Annotated in this window: 18 protein-coding genes; 5 read left to right on the plus strand and 13 right to left on the minus strand. The window is 71.9% G+C overall.

Translation table 11 applies throughout. The features are described from left to right. Positions 1-110: 110 nt before the first annotated feature. The 12 genes from ACZ6YG_RS18375 to ACZ6YG_RS18430 form a co-directional block, all read right to left on the minus strand. Complete coding sequence (locus tag ACZ6YG_RS18375; protein ID WP_271278617.1) at positions 111-518, minus strand: hypothetical protein; 408 nt, start codon at positions 516-518, stop codon at positions 111-113. 155 nt (positions 519-673) lie between these two features. Continuing rightward, positions 674-1,228 carry a GNAT family N-acetyltransferase gene (locus tag ACZ6YG_RS18380; RefSeq protein WP_466018647.1) on the minus strand — a complete coding sequence of 185 codons (555 nt, stop codon included), beginning with the start codon at positions 1,226-1,228 and terminating at the stop codon, positions 674-676. Between the two features lie 53 nt (positions 1,229-1,281). Beyond that, positions 1,282-2,025, minus strand: a complete 744-nt coding sequence (locus tag ACZ6YG_RS18385; RefSeq protein ID WP_466018648.1) for an SDR family NAD(P)-dependent oxidoreductase — start codon at positions 2,023-2,025, stop codon at positions 1,282-1,284. Positions 2,026-2,086: 61 nt separating this feature from the next. After that, positions 2,087-3,643, minus strand: coding sequence for an acyl--CoA ligase family protein (locus ACZ6YG_RS18390; protein WP_466018649.1), 1,557 nt, complete (start codon positions 3,641-3,643; stop codon positions 2,087-2,089). Between the two features lie 8 nt (positions 3,644-3,651). Then, a complete protein-coding gene (locus ACZ6YG_RS18395) occupies positions 3,652-4,311 on the minus strand; it encodes an HAD family hydrolase (RefSeq protein ID WP_466018650.1) in 660 nt (219 codons plus the stop codon). After that, positions 4,308-5,243 carry a phosphotriesterase family protein gene (locus tag ACZ6YG_RS18400; protein WP_466018651.1) on the minus strand — a complete coding sequence of 312 codons (936 nt, stop codon included), beginning with the start codon at positions 5,241-5,243 and terminating at the stop codon, positions 4,308-4,310. Before ACZ6YG_RS18400 ends, ACZ6YG_RS18395 begins: the two co-directional genes overlap by 4 nt. Before the next feature lie 2 nt (positions 5,244-5,245). Then, positions 5,246-6,793 (minus strand): FGGY-family carbohydrate kinase, encoded by a 1,548-nt coding sequence (locus ACZ6YG_RS18405; protein ID WP_397198699.1) that lies wholly within the window; start codon positions 6,791-6,793, stop codon positions 5,246-5,248. Beyond that, positions 6,793-7,854 (minus strand): ABC transporter permease, encoded by a 1,062-nt coding sequence (locus tag ACZ6YG_RS18410; RefSeq protein WP_148029714.1) that lies wholly within the window; start codon positions 7,852-7,854, stop codon positions 6,793-6,795. The genes ACZ6YG_RS18405 and ACZ6YG_RS18410 overlap by 1 nt, the downstream gene beginning before the upstream one ends. Before the next feature lie 22 nt (positions 7,855-7,876). Continuing rightward, positions 7,877-9,469, minus strand: coding sequence for a sugar ABC transporter ATP-binding protein (locus ACZ6YG_RS18415; protein ID WP_466018652.1), 1,593 nt, complete (start codon positions 9,467-9,469; stop codon positions 7,877-7,879). A gap of 51 nt (positions 9,470-9,520) precedes the next feature. Continuing rightward, positions 9,521-10,528, minus strand: a complete 1,008-nt coding sequence (locus ACZ6YG_RS18420) for a sugar ABC transporter substrate-binding protein (RefSeq protein WP_187280984.1) — start codon at positions 10,526-10,528, stop codon at positions 9,521-9,523. Positions 10,529-10,668: 140 nt separating this feature from the next. Beyond that, positions 10,669-11,763 (minus strand): SDR family oxidoreductase, encoded by a 1,095-nt coding sequence (locus tag ACZ6YG_RS18425; protein ID WP_466018653.1) that lies wholly within the window; start codon positions 11,761-11,763, stop codon positions 10,669-10,671. After that, entirely contained in the window at positions 11,760-12,779 is a 1,020-nt protein-coding gene (locus tag ACZ6YG_RS18430) for a zinc-dependent alcohol dehydrogenase (protein WP_148029718.1), read from the minus strand. Before ACZ6YG_RS18430 ends, ACZ6YG_RS18425 begins: the two co-directional genes overlap by 4 nt. A 228-nt stretch (positions 12,780-13,007) precedes the next feature. Here ACZ6YG_RS18430 and ACZ6YG_RS18435 point away from each other — a divergent pair, with 228 nt between their 5' ends. The 5 genes from ACZ6YG_RS18435 (at position 13,008) to ACZ6YG_RS18455 (ending at position 17,193) form a co-directional block, all read left to right on the plus strand. Next, positions 13,008-13,868, plus strand: a complete 861-nt coding sequence (locus ACZ6YG_RS18435; protein WP_466018654.1) for a transketolase — start codon at positions 13,008-13,010, stop codon at positions 13,866-13,868. Then, positions 13,865-14,911: a transketolase family protein gene (locus tag ACZ6YG_RS18440; protein WP_466018655.1), complete on the plus strand. Its 1,047-nt coding sequence runs from the start codon at positions 13,865-13,867 to the stop codon at positions 14,909-14,911. Before ACZ6YG_RS18435 ends, ACZ6YG_RS18440 begins: the two co-directional genes overlap by 4 nt. Beyond that, on the plus strand, positions 14,901-15,695 hold the full coding sequence (locus ACZ6YG_RS18445; RefSeq protein WP_148029720.1) for an SDR family NAD(P)-dependent oxidoreductase: 795 nt from the start codon (positions 14,901-14,903) through the stop codon (positions 15,693-15,695). Before ACZ6YG_RS18440 ends, ACZ6YG_RS18445 begins: the two co-directional genes overlap by 11 nt. 40 nt (positions 15,696-15,735) lie before the next feature. After that, positions 15,736-16,566: an IclR family transcriptional regulator gene (locus ACZ6YG_RS18450; RefSeq protein WP_148029721.1), complete on the plus strand. Its 831-nt coding sequence runs from the start codon at positions 15,736-15,738 to the stop codon at positions 16,564-16,566. 81 nt (positions 16,567-16,647) lie between these two features. After that, positions 16,648-17,193: a 2,4'-dihydroxyacetophenone dioxygenase family protein gene (locus tag ACZ6YG_RS18455; protein WP_148029722.1), complete on the plus strand. Its 546-nt coding sequence runs from the start codon at positions 16,648-16,650 to the stop codon at positions 17,191-17,193. A 73-nt stretch (positions 17,194-17,266) separates the two neighbouring features. On the opposite strand, the gene ACZ6YG_RS18460 is transcribed toward ACZ6YG_RS18455, so the two are convergent. Continuing rightward, entirely contained in the window at positions 17,267-17,686 is a 420-nt protein-coding gene (locus ACZ6YG_RS18460) for a peptidase inhibitor family I36 protein (RefSeq protein WP_466018656.1), read from the minus strand. Positions 17,687-17,829 lie beyond the last annotated feature (143 nt).

The raw sequence follows: 17,829 nt of genomic DNA on the forward strand, positions 1-17,829 counted from the left end.
ATCCACTTTCGTGGGGTTTTCGCCTGCCCAGCCCGGGTCCGGTCGTGGCCGGACCCGGGCGGCTCAGGGCGGTGTGCGGTGATCAGCGCACTTGGAAGCAGGTGCGGTGATCAGCGCACTTCGAAGCAGGTGCGGCCCTTGGGACGCCAGCCGGATCCGACCTTCTCCCAGCCCTGAGCGCAGATCCTCGACCCGGCGGTGTAGTCGTCCACCCCGCTCCAGATCGCCGCCTGGGGCGGGGTGTGGTCGCCCCGCTGGATCGTGTGCCGGCCTTCGCGATGCAGGTCGATGTGCCCGGTCCAGGCGCCGGTGCGGCCGTCGTGGTAGGCCTCGGCGTAGGTGACGCGCAGCCCTTCGTTCACCACTTTCAGGCAGACCCCGGGGACGTCGGTCCGGTTGCTGCACGACTGGTGGTCGGCGTGCGCGGCGGGGGTCCCGGCGAGCAGCCCCGTCAGGAGCATCGCTCCCGCGAGGAGTCCCTTGGCGGCGGAGGACGCGGTGCGGGTACGGGTGTTCATCTCTGGGTTCCTCCCTCGGTGGCCGGCGGCCGTTCCGCCGGACGGGACCCAGAGAAGCCGCCGGGCCGAGGTGTCCAACAGGGGCGCGGACGGACTCGAACGGAATCGATCCACTTCCGCGCCGGTCCCGGACAGGGCGTGGCCACCGGGGCCGATCAGTCGCTCCGGCCGGCCCGCCACTCCGGCGCCAGCACCGACCAGACCTCCATGTCGTGCCGCCGGCCGCGGTAGGGGTAGCTCTCGCGCAGCACGCCGTCCTTGGTCATGCCGAGCCGCCGGGCGACGGCGATGCTGGCCGCGTTCTCCGACGAGACCACCCACTCCACGCGGTGGATGCCGCGCTCCTCGACGGCCCAGTCGATGATCGCCCGCACCGCCTTGGTCACCAGGCCCCGGCCGGCCGCCGACGGCTCCAGCCAGCAGCCCGCCTCGGCGGTGCCCTTCGGGACGTCCATCGTCCTGAACAGGACGCCGCCGGCCAGCTCGCCGTCCACCCAGATGCCGTAGACCCGCCCGGTGTCGGAGGCGGCCTTCTCCGCGTACGCCCGCAGGAACGCCAGGCTGGAATCCAGGTCCGTGACGGAGTCGGGGAGCCCAACGTACCGCCCGATGAACTCCCGGCCCCGGTCGATGTGGCTCAGGAACTCCCCGGCGTGCCAGGGCTCCAGCGGCCGCAGTTCCGCGCCGTCACCCAAGGAAACTGCGAACATTTCGCCCTCCATGCCCTTATAACCGGAGAAATCCTCTCATGGGCGTGATCCTTTCAGGCCCGGTGGAGCTGCCCTCCGGGCCTGGTGACCACCAGCTCCGACACGACGGCCCTGGAGGAGAGCCGCGTCAGGCTCATCGCCAGCTCGGCGACGTCCGCCGTGCGGATCATGTCGGCGGGATCGATCCGGTCGTGCACCCACGCGGACATGTCGGTGTCCACATAACCGGGGCAGATGGCGGTGGCCGTGACGCCGTCGGCGGAGAGCTCCGCGTTCAGCGACCGGCACAGCGAGATGAGCGCCGCCTTCGAAGCCCCGTACGCGGCCAGGCCGGGCTCGGGGAAGGCCCCGGTGAGCGACGACAACATGATGATCTTCACGCCGTGGTCCGGCCGTGTCGCCGCGGTCGCTCTGAGCGTCGGCAGCAGCGCCTGCACCAGCGTGTACGGGGCCCGGACGTTGACGGCGAACTGCTTGTCGAACCGGTGCAGGGGCGCGGTGTCCACCGGCCCCGCCGTGCCGACCCCCGCCGCCACCACCAGCACGTCGAGCCGCCCGTACGCGTCCTCGTGCGCCCTGGCGAGCCGCCGCACGTCGTCCTCGGCCGCCATGTCCGCGGGCTCGGCGCGGACGGCCGCCCCGAGCGCGGCGAGCCTGGCGCCCGCGGCGGCGAGCGCGTCGCCACCCCGGGCGCAGATGGTCAGGTCATGCCCGGCGGCGGCGAGGCGCTCGGCGATGGCGAGACCGATGCCCCGGGAGGCGCCGGTCACCAGCGCCGCGGGCCTGGTCGTGGTCATGTGCGGATGCCCTCCTTGAGCGCGCGCGGCCCCGCCGCGACGAGGAGTGGCGTGCAGGAACTCATGGATGCTCCCCGCCCGCGCGGAGCACGTTCTTCTGGATCTTCCCCGTCGAGGTCTTGGGCAGCTCCCCGAAGACCACCTTCCTGGGCGCCTTGAAGCGGGCGATCCGCTCGCGCACGTACGCGATGACGTCGTCCTCGGTCACCGGGGGCGCCTCCGGCCGGAGCGCGACGAAGGCCACGGGCACCTGGCCCCACTTCTCGTCGGGCACGCCGACGACGGCCGACTCCAGCACGGACGGGTGACCGTCGAGGACCCGCTCCACCTCGACGGAGGCGATGTTCTCGCCGCCGGAGATGATGATGTCCTTGGACCGGTCGCGGATCTCCAGATAGCCGTCGGGGTGCCGCACGGCCAGGTCCCCGGTGCGCAGCCAGCCGCCGGCGTCCACCTCGGCGGTGGCCTGCTCGTCGCGGTAGTAGCCGAGCATCACGTCGTTGCCGCGGACCATGATCTCGCCCACCGTCCCGCCGTCGGCCGGCACGTCCGCGCCGGACCCGTCCACGACGCGCACCTGTTCCGCGATCACGTTGCCCACGCCCTGGCGGGCCTTGAGCTCGGCCTGCCCGCCGGCGGGGAGGGCGTCCCACTGCGGCTGCCACTGGTTGACCGCCACCGGTCCGAACGTCTCGGTGAGCCCGTACAGATGGGTGACCTCCATGCGCAGCCCGGCCATGCGGGCGAGCAGGGCTGGGGTCGGCGGCGCGCCGCCCGTCTGCACGCGCACGGTCCGGCCGAGCGGGGCGCCCGCCCGCGCCTCGGGCGCGTTCGCGATCATGGTGAGTACGGTCGGCGCGGCGCTGAAATGGGAGACGTCCTCCTCGCGCAGCAGCCGCCAGATCTCGGCCGGGTCCACGGCCCGCAGGCAGACGTGGGTGCCGCCGGCCGCGGTGACGGCCCAGGTGAAGCACCAGCCGTCGCAGTGGAACATGGGCAGCGTCCACAGATAGGCGCTGGCGGGGCCGAGCCCGGCGTGGAACGCCATGGCCAGCGTCTGCAGGTAGGCGCCCCGGTGGTGGTACATGACCCCCTTCGGGCGCCCCGTGGTGCCGCTCGTGTAGTTGATCGCCAGCAGCCCGCGCTCGTCCTCGCAGGCCGCGAGGCGGGGCTCGGCGGCGGCGAGCAGCTCTTCGTACTCGTCACCGGGGCCGCCCGCCAGGACGAGCCTGACCCCGGTCGCGGCGGCGACCTCGCGGGCGCGCCCGGCCAGCTCGTCCGTGGCGACCAGGACGCGCGCGCCGGAGTGTTCGACGATGTGCGCCAGCTCCCCGGCCGACAGCCGGATGTTGAGCGGCACCAGCACCGCGCCGCGCATCGGCACCCCGTTGTGCAGCTCCAGCATCACGTGGCTGTTGACGCAGAGCGCCGCCACCCGGTCGCCGGGCTCGACGCCGAGATCCGCCAGCGCCCCGGTGAGCCGCCGCGCCCGATCGAGGAACTCACCGTACGTGAGCCGCCTGGCGCCGTCGATCACCGCGATCCGGTCGCGGAAGACGGCCCCGGACCGCTCCAGGAAGGCGGACGGCGTGAGCGGGGTGAACGTGAACGACGCCATGGCGGCGCTCACCGGCCGCCGGGCAGGAGTCCGGCGAGATCACCCGGGGCGGCGGCGACGGCCAGCGCGGGCCGGGCCGACGCGAGCTCATTCGGGTAGTAGCCCCAGCCGGCGCCGACGAACGCGGTCCCGGCGGCGATGGCCGCCTCGGCGTCGTGCGGGCCGTCGCCCACGTAGGCGCAGTCGCCGGCCGTCCACCCGGCGCGGCGCAGCCCGTGCAGGATCGGCTCGGGCGACGGCTTGCGCTCGACGGTGTCCTCGGTGGTGACCACCACGTCGAACAGCGGCAGCAGGTCACGCGCGCCGTGCACGTGGCGCAGGTCGTGCTCGGTCCGCTCCCGGCCCTTGTTCGTCACGATGCCGAGCCGCAGCCCCTGCCCGCGCAGCGCGTCGAGCATGTCGGCCGCCCCCCGGTAGAGGACGACCTTCCGGTGACCGTCCTCCAGGTAGTGGCGCTCGTACCGGGACACGCACTCGGGGGCGCGCTCGCCCGCGACCTCGGCCATCACCTCGCGCATCCGCCAGCGCATCACCCGGCCGAGGCCGAGCTCCAGCAGGGACTCCCAGCCCTGGGGGATGGGCGCGAGCGCCGCCCGGTAGCAGTCCAGGATCGCGGGACGGGAGTCGACGAGCGTCCCGTCGAGGTCGAAGAGCACTGCCCGCGTCATCGCGTGACCTCCCTGAAGGCGAGGAACCCGGCCGGGTTGGCGACCAGGGTCAGCTCGGCCAGCTCGTCGCCCAGGGCCTTCCTGATGGCGTCGAGGCAGGGGCCGAGCCCCGGCGAGCCGCCGTAGGCGCGCTGGTAGGAGCCGCGGCCGAGGTCGCCGGAGACCATCACCCGGGTGTGGCCGGCGTCCACGAGGCGCCGGACCATCGCGGCCCGGTCGGTGTCGTGGCCGTACTTGTCCTTGGTCCACTGGTCGAGCCCGAGCCAGGCGCCGCGGCGGGCCAGCGAGAGGAGGTAGTCGGCTTCGAGGTTGCGGTCGAGGTGGCCGACGCACACCTGGCCCAGGTCGAGCCCGGCGGCCTCGAAGACGTCGAGCTGCTCGTGGCCCAGGCGGCCCGCCTGGGTGTGGGTCAGGATCGGCGCCCCGGTCTCCTTGGCGGCGATGGCCGCCGCCGTGAGGACCTTGCGCTCGACGTCCCACATCTCCTCGGTGGAGCAGGTCCCGGCCTTGATGGCGCCGGCCCGGGTGTTCTCCGGGCCGAACCCCGTCAGGATGTCGGCGACGAAGCCGGCGGCCAGCTCCTCGCTGCTCCGCCTGGACGTGCCGGCCGGGTAGTAGATGCCCTTCTGCAGGCCGGTGCCCTGGACGATGTGGGCGCCGGTGGCCCTGGCGGCGGACAGCGCGGCCGTGACGTCGCGGCCGTAGTCGACCGTGGTGAGCTCGACCAGCCCGCCGCCGCCGGCCTCGACGAAGTCGGAGACCTCTTCGGCGGCGCCCTCCGCGGTGCCGAACTCCAGGTCGGGATCCCGGTGAATTGCGTAGGCCGGCGGCGCCGTCAGCAGGTGCTCGTGGACGAGCATCGCTCCCAGGGACTCGGGTGACACGTCACCGAGCACCGTGCGGACCAGCCCTGCCGGTTCTGCGGTGTACACGATCAGTCCTTTCCTTGGTCGCCTGCGCGGCCGAAGCCGGCGAACAGCTCGCGCGCCGCCGCCTGCGCGCGGAGGAAGCGGTCGAACGCCTCCCGGTGGGGCTCGGCCAGGCGGGGGTCGGGCTCGACCCGGCCGACGGTGCGGACCATCTCCGACACCGCGGTCTCCAGGTCCTTCCAGATGCCGACGTTCACGGACGCGAGGATGGCGACGCCGAGCGCGGCCGACTCGCTGGTGGTCACCAGCTCGACCGGCACCTGGAGCGCGTTGCTGAAGGTCTGCCGCCAGACCCGGCTGCGCGCGCCGCCGCCGGTCAGCCTGAGCAGGCTCAGGTCGTCACCCTGCCGCCGGTAGCAGTCCATGGCGGCGTACACCTGGCCCTCGTAGACGGCGCGGAGGATGTCGCCGCGGGTCGTCCCGTGCTCCAGGCCGAGCATCACCCCGCGCACGTTCCCGTCCTTGAAGGGCGCCTGGACGCCGGCGGGAGAGAGGTACGGCAGGAACGTGAGGCCGTGGCCGGCCTCCTCCGACGCCAGCGCCTCGGCCTCGACGGCGGCGAAGTCGGACGCGGCGCCGCCGGCGAGGTCGCGGCAGAACGTGCGCACGGCCCAGTCGAACGTGCCCGCGCCCGCGGTGTGGGCCAGGCACCGGATCCAGTGCTCGCCGTCGGGCGACGGGTACACCCAGCCGACCCCGCGCAGGTCGTCGTCCAGGTAGCGGTTGACCATCTGGTTCAGCCAGCTCGTGCCCAGGACCGAGACGGCCTGGCCGGGCATGACGACCCCGGTGCCGAGCATGGCGGAGATGGCGTCGCCGAGTCCGTTGGCGACCGGCGTGCCCTCGGGGATGCCGGTCGCCAGCGACGCCTCGCGGGTGACCGTACCGATGATCTCCCCGGACGGGCGCACCTCCGGCGCCCGGGAGAGGAACGCCTCCGCCCCGACCAGCTCCATGAGCCGCGGCGAGATCCGGCCCGTGGCGATGTCGCCGGGCATCAGGGACACGTCGGTCGGGTCGGTGACGACGCGCCCGGTCAGGAACGACTGGACGTAGTCCTTGGCGCAGGCGAAGTAGCGGGTCCTGGCGATCACGTCCGGCTCGTGCCTGGCCAGATGCCCGAGCAGGAGCATCGTCATGCCGGGCAGCGCGCTGGTGGCCGAGATGTCGAGGTACTCCTCGTACGGCGGGCTCGCCTCGAAAGCCGTCAGCGTGTCCAGCGTGCGCGCGTCCGGCCAGGCGATCGCGTTGCGCACCGGCCGGCCGGTCTCGTCGAGCAGCCAGGCACCGGTCATGTGGCCGGACACGCTCACCGCGGCGATGTCGGAGGCGCGGCCGGGCAGCGCGGCGACCGCCTCGGCCACGGCGTCCATCGTGCTGCGCAGGCTCACCGCGGGATCTTCCTCGTGCCAGCCCCGCCGGGGGCTGAGCACCTCGATGAAGCGGGCCGCGCGGGCCAGCTCGTTGCCGGTCTCGTCGAAGACCGCCGCCTTGGTGACGGTGGTCCCCTTGTCGATGCCGACGATCAGCCTGCGGCCTTCGGGAACGCTCATCAGTGGCCTGCTCTCCTTCCGGACACCATGCGCCGGGCGCTGGTGCTCATGCCGACGGCCGCGATGAGCAGCAGGCCCTGGAAGATGAACTGCGCGGACGTGGACACGCCGTGGATCGCCATGCCGTTGAAGCCGACGGCCACGGTGACCACGCCGATCACGGTGCCGACGACGTGGAACTCGCCGTCGCGCAGGCACGCGGAGCCGAGGAAGGCCGCCGCGAACGAGGACAGCAGGTAGCCCTGGCCGCCCGCGATCTGCCCGCTGCCGACGTTCGCCGTGATCAGCACGCCGCCGGCGGCGGCGAGGACGCCGCACACGACGAACGCGAAGATGACCACCCGGTGCACGCGGATGCCGCTCAGCTCGGCGGCGGTCCTGTTGCCGCCGACGGCCTGCCACTCCAGGCCGAGCGAGGTGCGGTTGAGCAGCAGCCAGAGCACCCCGGCGACCGCGAAGAGGATGACGATCGGCCACGGGATCGGGCCCAGCTTGCCCAGGTAGACCTGGATCAGGTCCATCCCGGAGGCGTCCAGGCTCTGCGGCACGCCGGCGGTGACGATGTAGGTGGCGCCCATGACGACGCTGCCTATGCCCAAGGTGCCGACCAGCGCGTTGACGCCCAGTTTGGTCACGATGAGGCCGTTCACCAGGCCGACCAGCGCCCCCACGGCGATGACCAGCCCGATGGCGCCGAGTTTGCCCCCGGCGGAGCCCGCGTACAGGCCCGCCGTGAGCACGCCGGCCAGGCTGGCCGTGTAGCCGATGCTCAGGTCGAACTCGCCCACCACCAGGACCACCGTGAGGCCGAGCGCGATCACGACCGAGATCGTCGACTGCAGGAGGATGTTCTGGAAGTTGGTGAACGACAGGAAGCGGCTGCCGTCCAGGAAGGAGAAGACGAGGACGAGCAGGATGAGGACGAGCAGCGTGCCGTAACGGCCGAGGAACTTGACGGCCTTCAGCGTCATCGAGCTCGCGCCCGCCTGCTCGGCCCGATGCGAGCCAGGTGGCGGCGCGGCGGGCTGCTGGCCAGCCGCGGTGTGACGGACGGTGTTCATGGAACTCTCCTGGATCGTCTTTCTATGCCTGCTCGACGGCGGCCGCGCCGGCGCGCAGGAAGCAGAGGCGGGTCAGCTCGTCCTCGTCGAAACCGTCGTCGTTGTCGAACTGCACCGTGGCGCGGCCCTCGACCATGACCACGATGCGATCGCAGTACTCCAGCTCGGCCAGCTCGGAGGAGACGTAGACGACGCCGACGCCCTGGTCGGCGAGGCCGCGCACCATCTGCTGGAAGTCGTAACGGGCGCCGACGTCCACGCCCCGGGTGGGCTCGTCCAGCAGGAGCAGGCGCAGCCCGTCGACGGTCGCCCGGCCGAGCACCACCTTCTGCTGGTTGCCGCCGCTGAGCGACATGATCGAGTCGTTCAGCGACCGCGCCTTGAGCCGCAGCGACTCGGCGAGCCGCTGGGCCGACTCCCGGTAGCGGGACCGCCTGCTCAGGATGCCTCCCGGCCCGCCGCCCAGCGTGCGGAAACGGGAGCTGGAGAAGTTGAACACGATGTCCCGCTGGGTGAAGATCGCCTGGGCCAGGCGTTCCTCCGGCACCAGGACGACGCCCTGCTTCAGCGCCCTGGCCGGGTCGCGGGGCTGGTAGGCCCGGCCGCCGAGGCTGATCTCGCCGGACACGACCCGGCGGAGCCCGACCAGCGCCTCCAGCACCTCGGTCCGGCCGGCGCCGACGAGGCCCGCGATGCCGACGATCTCGCCGGGGTTCACCTCGAACGAGACGTCATCCACGCGGTTCTGCAGCCGGAGACCGCTGACCGAGAGCAGCGGCCCGTCAGGGCTCGCGCTCTTCTTGACCGAGGCGGCCGGGGCCGTCGTGGTGCGTTCGGCGCGACGCCGGTCACCGCCCGCGTCGTGGGCGATGAGATCGGCGAGCGCGTGCTCGTCGACGCCCTCCATCGGGCCGTCGTGCACCCGCTGGCCGTTGCGCAGCACGGTGATGGCGTCGCACAGCCGGCTGACCTCGCCCAGCCGGTGACTCACGAAGATGACGCCCGCGCCGGCCTCGACGCGGCGGCGGATGATGGAGAACAGCCCGCTCACCTCCTTCGGGCCGAGCGAGGCGGTCGGCTCGTCGAGGATGAGCAGGCGTCCGCTGCCGACCAGCGTCTTGGCCAGCGCCACGGTCGCCTGGTGGGCGGGGGACAGCTCGCGCATGACGGCGTCCAGCGAGATGTCCAGCCCCCATTCCTCGAACAGCTCCGTGTACGCGCGCTCGCGTTCCTTGGCGCCGGCCAGCTCGGGATGGAGGTAGCGGCCGAGGTGGAGGTTCTGGCGCACGCTGAGCGCCGGGACGATGGCGAGCTCCTGGTGGGCCAGGCGCACGCCGGCCGCCGCCGCCTCGCGGATGCTGCCGGGGCGGAAGGGCACGCCGTCGATGGCGAAGTCTCCCTCGTCCGGCTTGGCGAGGCCGGCGAGGATCTTCACCAGGGTGGACTTCCCGGCGCCGTTGGCGCCGAGCAGCCCGTGCACCTCCCCGCGCCCGACGGTGAGGTCGGCACCGCGCAAGGCCTGGACGAGGCCGTAGTTCTTCACCGCGCCCCGCACCGACAGCAGGGGCGCCGGATCGTCTCCGGCCGCCCGCGCGGCCGGATGCCCTGTCGCCATCACGTATGACTCGCCTCCCTCGTCAGGCCTTGGTGGTGGGTCCCGGTACCGCTAGCTGAGGAGATCCGGGTTCTCCTGGAGCGTCTGCTCGATGTTGTCCTTGGTCAGCAGGACGCTGGGCGCGGTGACGTCCTTGGGCTGCCACGAGCCGCCCGCGTCACGCCACTCCTTGATCATTTCCACGATCTGCTCGCCGGCCTTGTCGACCTGGATCCACAGCACGCCGGTCGCGTAGCCGTCCTGGATGGCCTGGATCGCGGGCTTGGAGATGTCCCAGGTGTAGAGCGGGTAGGGGCCGCGGCCGGCCTGCTTCTCGGCGGACACCGCGCCGATGGCGGCCTCGGAGAAGCACGGCCAGATCATGAAGGTCGTCTGCCCGTCGTCGGGGTGCGCCTGCAGCCAGGCGGAGGTGGCCTCCTGGGCCGACTGCTCGCCGCCGGGGATCTTCACTTCCTGGCGGGTGACGTTGACGTTGGACAGCCCTTCGAGCTTGGCGTCGAGGTCCTCGGCCCTGGACCGGCACGGGGCGCCGGGGGTGTAGCGCAGCTGGAGCAGCTCGACCTTCGGCTTGTCCTTGATCGCCGCGATCACCTCGTCGTTGACGTTGGCCGCCGCGACGAGCTCGACCGCGCCGGCCTCCCCGCCGCCGGCCAGCCCGCCCGCGGTCGAGAAGACCGGGATGTCGGCCGCCTTCGCGGCCGCGAGGCCGGCGGACAGCTGGTCGGGGGTGTAGGTCTGCACGATGATGGCGTTCACGCCGCTCTGCACGAGGTTCTGCATCGCGGAGATGGCCTTGGCGGGGTCGCCGTCGGAGTTGATCTCCGTGGTCTCCCAGCCGATGCTCTTCATCTTCTTCTGGGCGGCGGTGCGCTCGTTGAGCGCGGTGATCTGCGTCGCGTCGAGGGCGACGATGCCCACCTTGAACGGGTCGCCCTCCGCGGGCGTGCCCGCCTGGTCGGTGGAAGGGCTGGACCCGCATGCGGCGACCACGGCCGCCAGGGCGCCCATGGCGGCGAGCGCGCGGATCCTGCTGAACCGACGGGCCGACTGTGCGATCACGTCTTCTCCTGTCTTATGGCGTCGTACGAAGAGATGCCGTCGCATTCGATCCCGACGTAGCGCTAAGCGGGACGTGGACCGTTTGCTGGAGCCATTTGTCCAACTCAGTGGACATATGACATCAGAGTGGGAATGAGATTTCAAGGGTGTATATAGGGCAAGATATGGCGTTTGCGCAGGTGAGCGAGCCAGTACCGGAACGACTCCTCGGTGTCGAGGCAGTCGTGGAAGCCCGCCCGGTGCAGCTTGACGGTGCTCAGGAACTTCGGCGGCATCGGCTTCTCCGACCCGTACGCGAAGCACTTGTCCGCGTAGTGGTGGGACTCGCCGAGTAAGGCCGGCAGGGGCGTCGGGCGCAGCCCGTGCTCCCGCACGATCTCCTTCCACACGTGCTCGTGCCGGGGCAGGAAGTCCGCGAGCGCCCGGGGTGTGTCGGCCGCCGGCTCCATGCCGAGCTCCGCCGCGATGGCGGGCCACAGGTCCCGCCACTCGAAGACGTCGCCGTTCGTGATGTTGAAGGTCTCTCCCCGGGCGGCGGGCGACGAGCGGGCCCACGACAGCGCCGAGGCCACGATCCGCGCGTCGACCGCCTCCCAGACGTAGGACCGCCCGCCGGGGAAGCCGAACGGGAGGCCGAGTCTCGCGCAGAGCGCCGCGTAGACGCCGATGACGGGGACCACGTTCATCGCCGAGCCGGTGGCTCCGCCGACCAGCATCTGGGGGCGGAAGATCGTGAGGTCGAAGCCGTGCCGGTCGGCCGCCTGCCGGAGGTAGTCCTCCTGCAGCCAGTAGAAGTTCGGGTGGGGGTCGCGCGGCTCCCGCTCGCGTGACGGGATCCGGCGGGGCGGGTGGACGTGCCCGCCGTACGCCTTGGCGCCCTGCATGAGGCTGACGTGGCGCAGGACCGGCCGGGTCGCGCCGACGAGCGCTTCGACGAGGTTCGTGAGCATGGCCAGGTTGGTGCGCATCTGGTCTTCCTGCAGCCACCCGGCCACGAGCCCAGGCTTCTCGAACAGCGCCGCGTAGACGACGTGCGTCACGCCCGCCAGCCGCCCCAGGACGTCCCGGCACGCGGCGGCGTCCGTCAGGTCCACGGCGACGTGCCGGAGCCGGGGGTGGGGAGCCACGTCGGGAGGCCGCCGCGACAGGGCGACGACGTCGGTCCCGTCGGCCAGGAAGCGCTCGACCGCGGCCTGGCCGATGACGCCCGAGGCGCCCGCCACCAGGACGGTCATGACGCGTCACCCGCCGCGATCAGGGTCTTCATCAGCCCCGCGGGCCCGTCGCCGAACACGCGGCCGGGCGCCTCGCGCACCGGCACCACGTCGCTGACCAGCGCTTCGAGGGGCAGCCCCGCCGTCCCCATGAGGTTGACGGCGCGGGCCATGTGGTCGCCGGTGTAGACGCGGGAGCCCACCAGCGTCTGCTCCTTGAGCATCACCTGGGACATGGGCACCCGGGCCGGCCGGTCGGTGAGCGCGCCCACCAGGACGGTGCCGCGGGGCCTGGTGACCTCGGCCGCGGCCGCGTAGGAGGAGTCGGCCCCCGACACCTCGAAGCTCACGTCCACCCCGCCGGGCGCGCGGCTCTCGCACCAGGAGGCCACGTCGGCGCCGAGCGGGTCGGTGACGGTCATGCCGAGCTCCGCCAGCAGCTCCCGCCGGTCCGCGCGCGGCTCGGCGACCAGCACGGCGGAGGCGCCGGACAGCCGGGCCACGAGGCCCAGCAGCGCGCCGATGGGCCCGCCGCCGAAGACCATGACGACGTCGCCGACCGCCACGCCGGCGCGGGAGACCATGTGGACCGCCACCGAGAGCGGCTCGGCGAGCGCCGCGACCCGCGGCGGGACGCCGTCAGGCAGCCGGTGCAGGCGGTCGGCCGCGACCACCACGTGGCTCGCCGCGCCGCCGTCGCGGTCGATGCCGTAGAGCCCGAGCGCCTCGCAGATGTGCCGGTGCCCGCGGCGGCAGGTGCGGCAGGTCCCGCAGCTGATGAGCGGCTCGACGGCGACCGGGTCGCCGGGCCGGAGCCCCGCCCGGCCGAGGTCGCCGCCGACGGCGCGCCCGGCCATCTCGTGACCGATCACCACCCCCGGCCGGACCCGTGCCAGGCCGCCGCGGACCAGGAGGTGATCGGTCCCGCAGACGCCGACGTGACCGACTTCCACGAGGACCTCGCCCGGACCCGGCTCGGGCTCGGGCACGTCGCGGATCTCGACCGCGCCGGGACCGGCGTAGACCAGCGCCTCCATGACGTTCCTTCCGTTGGGTCGGGGCGATGACGAGCAGCGTGGCAACCAGAACGGGCGATGTCAATGAGTAGGACACACATTCGTTGAATGAGACAGAGTTGTTGTCTGCTCTCAGGCCCTGAGAGTATGTGTCATTGACTGAGTCTTGTGCATCGTTCATAGTGGGACCAGGCAGCTCTGGATGGCTAGGCCGCCGATGGTCTGACCTCATGAAAAGGAATCGACTGCATGCCCGCAAGTGAAGGCGCGTCCCTCACGACCTCATCGGAGGTGGTCGAGCGGATCCGCGAGCGCGCCCAGTTCGTCCGCCTCGAGACCGTCCGCCTGATCTCGATCGCGAAGACGGGTCACTACTCGTCGACGTTCTCGTGCGCGGAGATCCTCGCGACCTTGTACTACGGGGTGCTGCGCCTGCGCCACGGAGACCCTCAGTGGCCGGATCGCGACCGTTTCGTCATGGGCAAGGGCCATGCCGCCGTCGGGCTCTACCCGATCCTGGCCGACCACGGGTTCTTCGATCCCGAGCTGCTCGACGGCTACACGCGCCTCGGCAACCCGCTCGGCGACCACCCGGACATGACCAAGGTCCCGGGCTGCGACTTCAGCTCGGGCTCGCTCGGCCACAACCTCTCCGTCGGGCTCGGCATGGCGCTGGGCGCCCGCATGACCGGGCGTGACTTCAACGTCTACGCCCTGCTCGGCGACGGCGAGCTGCACGAGGGCCAGATCTGGGAGGCCGCCGCGGCGGCCGGTCACTACGGCCTGGGCAACCTGGTCGCGATCGTCGACCGCAACGGCTACTGCCTCGACGGCAAGGTCGACGACATCATCACGATCGAGCCGCTCGCCGACCGCTGGCGGGCCTTCGGCTGGGACGTCGTGGAGGTCGACGGCCACGACGTGCCGGCGCTGCTCGACACCCTGCTGCGGCTCCGCGACGGCGAGCCGGCCAAGCCCACGGCCGTCATCGCGCACACCGTCAAGGGCAAGGGCGTCGGCTTCATGGAGCGCGACTTCGGCTGGCATCTGGGCTGGCTCGCCGAGCAGGACGAGGCCGCGGTCATCCGGGAACTGAAGGACGAGAAGTGAACCTGAACACCGACAGCCTCGTCCCGCGCGGAGCCGATGGGCAGCCGCTCGCGGAGGGCTCCTGGCACATCCCCAGCATGCTGCTCAAGTCGCCGGGCCTGCTCGCGCTCGGAGAGCAGCTGGGCGCCCTGGTCGACGACGGCGAGCCGGTCGTCGTGCTCACGCCGGACCTGTCGTTCTCCAACGGCCTGTGGGCGTTCCACGAGCGCCATCCCGACCGGTTCCTGCAGCTCGGGGTGAGCGAGCAGAACTCGGTGTCCGTCGCCGCCGGTCTGGCCACCACCGGGCTGCGGCCGTACGTCACCGGCTTCGCCTCGTTCCTGGCCCTGCTGTGCTGCGAGCAGATCCGCACCGACATCGCCTACACCCGGCAGCCGGTCCGGCTCATCGGCCACCACTCCGGCATCACCTTCGGCTTCTACGGCACCTCGCACCACGCGACGGAAGACATCGCGATCATGCGTACGATCGCCAACATGACGGTCGTCGCGCCCGCCGACCACGTGGCGATGGGCGTGCTCCTGAAGGCGTACGCCGACCACCCGCTGCCGGTCTACTTCCGGATGGGCCGCGGCCGCGAGCCGCTGGTGTACGAGCCGGACGACGAGCGGATCCGGCCGGGGCAGGCGATCGTGCACGCCACGGGCGACGACCTCACCATCATCGCCACCGGGACGACGGTGCATCCGTCGCTGCTGGCGGCGGAGGAGCTGCGCGCCGAGGGCCACAGCGTCGGCGTGATCGACCTGCACACGATCAAGCCGCTGGACGAGGCCGCGGTCGTGGCCGCCGCCGAGGGGTCACGCCGGCTGATGACGGTCGAGGAGCACAACGTCTACGGCGGGCTCGGCGGCGCGGTCGCCGAGACGCTCACCGACCACGGGATCGGCGTGCCCCTGCTGCGGCACGGCATCCGCGACGAGTACGCTCCCATCGGCCCGCCGACCCATCTCTACCGCCACTACCGTCTCGACGGGCCGGGCATCGCCGAAGAGGCCCGCGCGTTCCTGAAGTCGGGGAGGATGACCTCCGATGTCCGCTGAGACGGCTCGGCCCGTCGCCCTCGTCACCGGCGCCGCCCGCGGGCTGGGCGCCGCCATCGCGGTCAAGCTGGCCGCTGACGGCTTCGACCTCGTGATCGCCGACCTGAACGGCGAAGGCGCCGCCGCGGCGGCCGACGTGGTGGCGAAGGAAGGCGGCACGGCCGTCGGGGTGCACGCCGACGTCACCGACGACGACAGCGTCGGGCGGCTGCTGGAGGAGGTGCGCTCCCGCTTCGGGCGGCTGGACGCGCTGGTCAACAACGCCGGCGTGATCGCGCGGGCGGCGGCCGAGAGCTTCCCGACCGAGGGCTTCATGAAGGAGCTCGACGTCCACCTCGGCGGCGCCATGCGCTGTTCCCGCGCGGCCTTCCCGCTGCTGGAGCGCAGTCCCCGGGCCGCGATCGTCAACCTGGCGTCGGTGGGGTCGACCTTCGGCCTGCCGCTGCGGCTCGCTTACACCACGGCCAAGACCGGCGTCTCGGGGCTCACCCGGGTGCTGGCGGTCGAGTGGGGACGGCGCGGCATCCGGGTGAACGCGGTGGCGCCGGGCTACATGGACACGGACATGTTCCGCTCCGGGCTGGTCATGGGCGTCCTCGACGAGGAGACCCTGCTGCGGCGCACCCCGCTGGGCAGGTTCGGCAGGCCGGAGGAGGTCGCGGACGCCGTGGCCTTCCTGGTCTCCCCTCAGGCGGCGTTCGTCACCGGGGTGGTGCTGCCCGTCGACGGAGGCATCACGGTCGACGGGACCTTCCACCGGGAGGACGACTTTCCCGATCGTTGATCCGACTATTGTCACGCGACCACCAAGATAGGGTTGTTCCATGAGAGGACAGGCTTCGCCAGGCACCCCCTCCACCAGTGACGGGGAGCCGGTCGGCCTGCTCGACAAGGCGTCCGCCATCCTGGAGATCCTCGCCCAGCGCGAGTGGGTCAGCGCGGCGGAGCTCGCCGAGACCCTGGGGGAGCCGCGCAGCACCATCCACCGGCTGCTGCGCAACCTCGCCTCCCTCGGCTGGGTCGAGTCAGGCACCCGCGGTCAGTGGGGGATCGGCCTGCACCTGTTCCGTCTCGGCTCCGGCGCGGTCCGCCGGATGGACGTGCGCCGTGCGGCCCTGCCGCACATGCAGCACCTCCACGACGAGAGCGGCGAGACGGTCTTCCTGTGCATCCGGCGCGGTCTCGACGCCGTCTGCGTGGAGCGCCTCGACGGCCGCCGGGTGCAGAGCCTGGCCCTGCAGCTGGGCGGCTCCATGCCGCTCCACCTGGGCGCCGGGCCGATGGCGATCCTGGCGTTCTCTCCCGAGGACGTCTATCGGGAGTGGCTGCTCGACTTCGCGGAGAACGGCTCGAAGGACGGGCCCACCGCGGCCGAGATCAACGAAGAGGTCAAGGTCACGCGCCAGCGCGGCTACGCCGTCTCCGACCAGAACGTCACCCCGGGCATCGCCGCCGTCGGCGCCCCGGTGTTCAACTTCCGCAACGAGCTCGAGGGCGCCCTGTCCGTGAGCGGCCTGCGCGACGTCATACTCGACCCCGCCAACAGGCTGGCCGAGCTCACCGTCGAGGCCGCCGAGCGGGCGTCGCGAGATCTGGGCTGGGCCCGGCCCGCCGCCTGGTGGGGCAAGCCCCTGCCGTCCGACAACCACCGATAGCACGACCCTTCCGGCGCCGGCTCCCGTGCGGGAGCACCGGCGGCGTTCCCGCCTGCGCCGATCGAGAAAGGACCGACCATCATGACGGACACTCCGGACGCCGGCAGGATCCGCGACGAAGCCGCGATCCCCTACCGCGGCCCCCTCCTGCCGAACACCGTGGACGACCTCGTCGAGCTCGGCGCGCTGGACGTCGAGTGCGACGAGCGCCTCTGGGTGCCGCAGGCGCCCGACGTGACCTTCAGGCCGCTCCTGCTCAGCGCGACCCAGGGCTACTTCGTCAACATCCTGCGGGTCAGGAGGTCCGGCATCCTGTCGCGCCACCGCCACGCCGGCCCCGTCCACGCGACGACGCTCCGGGGCCGCTGGCACTACCTGGAGCACGACTGGTGGGCCGAGGAGGGCAGCTACGCCTTCGAGCCGCCGGGCGACATCCACACCCTCGAAGTCCCCGAGGGCGTCGAGGAGATGCGGACCCTGTTCCACGTCACGGGCGCGTACATCTACGTCGACCCGGACGGCAACCCCACCGGCGTGGAGGACGTCTTCTCCAAGATCGAGAACGCCCGCCGCCACTACGCCGAGGTGGGGCTGGGCGCCGACTACGTCGACCGCTTCATCCGCTGAGCGACGCCCCCGGCCGTTCGCCGGCCGGGGGCGCGGCCGTCATCCCGAAGAGACGGTCATCTCGAAGAGCCGGTCATCTCGTAGAGACGGTGGGGGAGTCCTCGCCCGGCGGCGTGCCGCACGACGGACCGTTGGGGCCGCCGATGCGGACGGACTCGAAGAACTCGCGGTAGGTGGAGAAGAAGTTGCCCTTGGAGCCGGCGCGGGTCACGGCCGTGCAGCCGGTGTAGTTCGCCCCGGAGTAGAGGTGGACGAGGGAGCTCGTACGGTTCCAGTCGGAGTTGGCGCGGTTGGCCATGCCCAGCGCCGCGAGGTTGGGGGTGTCGGCGGTGATCTGGATGATGTCACCGGTGCCGTCGAGGCCGGAGAACATGCAGTAGTTCCCCGGCTGGCACCGGTCGTAGCCGTCGGCGGCCTGTGCGGGAAGGCTGGTGAGTGCGGCCATGGCGACGGCCGCGATCGGAACGGCCAGCAGGTGAAGCTTCTTGCCCATCGATCCTCCGTGGGTGAAACTTTCTTTCGGCAACGGCTTGACCATACATGGCGCGATCTTGTTAGGGAAGGGTGAAAGTTTCACTCCATCGGGCCTGTGGTACGCCCTGGCTGGACCGCTCCCGCGCCCGCCGACGTCACCGC

The sequence above is a fragment of the Nonomuraea sp. NPDC054003 genome, from assembly GCF_055585125.1.

Excerpts from the sequence above, each read along its gene's own strand:
- ACZ6YG_RS18375 (WP_271278617.1), bottom strand. The coding sequence starts at position 518 with ATGAACACCCGTACCCGCACCGCGTCCTCCGCCGCCAAGGGACTCCTC.
- ACZ6YG_RS18380 (WP_466018647.1), bottom strand. The coding sequence starts at position 1,228 with ATGTTCGCAGTTTCCTTGGGTGACGGCGCGGAACTGCGGCCGCTGGAG.
- ACZ6YG_RS18385 (WP_466018648.1), bottom strand. The coding sequence starts at position 2,025 with ATGACCACGACCAGGCCCGCGGCGCTGGTGACCGGCGCCTCCCGGGGC.
- ACZ6YG_RS18390 (WP_466018649.1), bottom strand. The coding sequence starts at position 3,643 with ATGGCGTCGTTCACGTTCACCCCGCTCACGCCGTCCGCCTTCCTGGAG.
- ACZ6YG_RS18395 (WP_466018650.1), bottom strand. The coding sequence starts at position 4,311 with ATGACGCGGGCAGTGCTCTTCGACCTCGACGGGACGCTCGTCGACTCC.
- ACZ6YG_RS18405 (WP_397198699.1), bottom strand. The coding sequence starts at position 6,793 with ATGAGCGTTCCCGAAGGCCGCAGGCTGATCGTCGGCATCGACAAGGGG.
- ACZ6YG_RS18410 (WP_148029714.1), bottom strand. The coding sequence starts at position 7,854 with ATGAACACCGTCCGTCACACCGCGGCTGGCCAGCAGCCCGCCGCGCCG.
- ACZ6YG_RS18415 (WP_466018652.1), bottom strand. The coding sequence starts at position 9,469 with ATGGCGACAGGGCATCCGGCCGCGCGGGCGGCCGGAGACGATCCGGCG.
- ACZ6YG_RS18425 (WP_466018653.1), bottom strand. The coding sequence starts at position 11,763 with ATGACCGTCCTGGTGGCGGGCGCCTCGGGCGTCATCGGCCAGGCCGCG.
- ACZ6YG_RS18430 (WP_148029718.1), bottom strand. The coding sequence starts at position 12,779 with ATGGAGGCGCTGGTCTACGCCGGTCCCGGCGCGGTCGAGATCCGCGAC.
- ACZ6YG_RS18435 (WP_466018654.1), top strand. The coding sequence starts at position 13,008 with ATGCCCGCAAGTGAAGGCGCGTCCCTCACGACCTCATCGGAGGTGGTC.
- ACZ6YG_RS18445 (WP_148029720.1), top strand. The coding sequence starts at position 14,901 with ATGTCCGCTGAGACGGCTCGGCCCGTCGCCCTCGTCACCGGCGCCGCC.
- ACZ6YG_RS18450 (WP_148029721.1), top strand. The coding sequence starts at position 15,736 with ATGAGAGGACAGGCTTCGCCAGGCACCCCCTCCACCAGTGACGGGGAG.
- ACZ6YG_RS18455 (WP_148029722.1), top strand. The coding sequence starts at position 16,648 with ATGACGGACACTCCGGACGCCGGCAGGATCCGCGACGAAGCCGCGATC.
- ACZ6YG_RS18460 (WP_466018656.1), bottom strand. The coding sequence starts at position 17,686 with ATGGGCAAGAAGCTTCACCTGCTGGCCGTTCCGATCGCGGCCGTCGCC.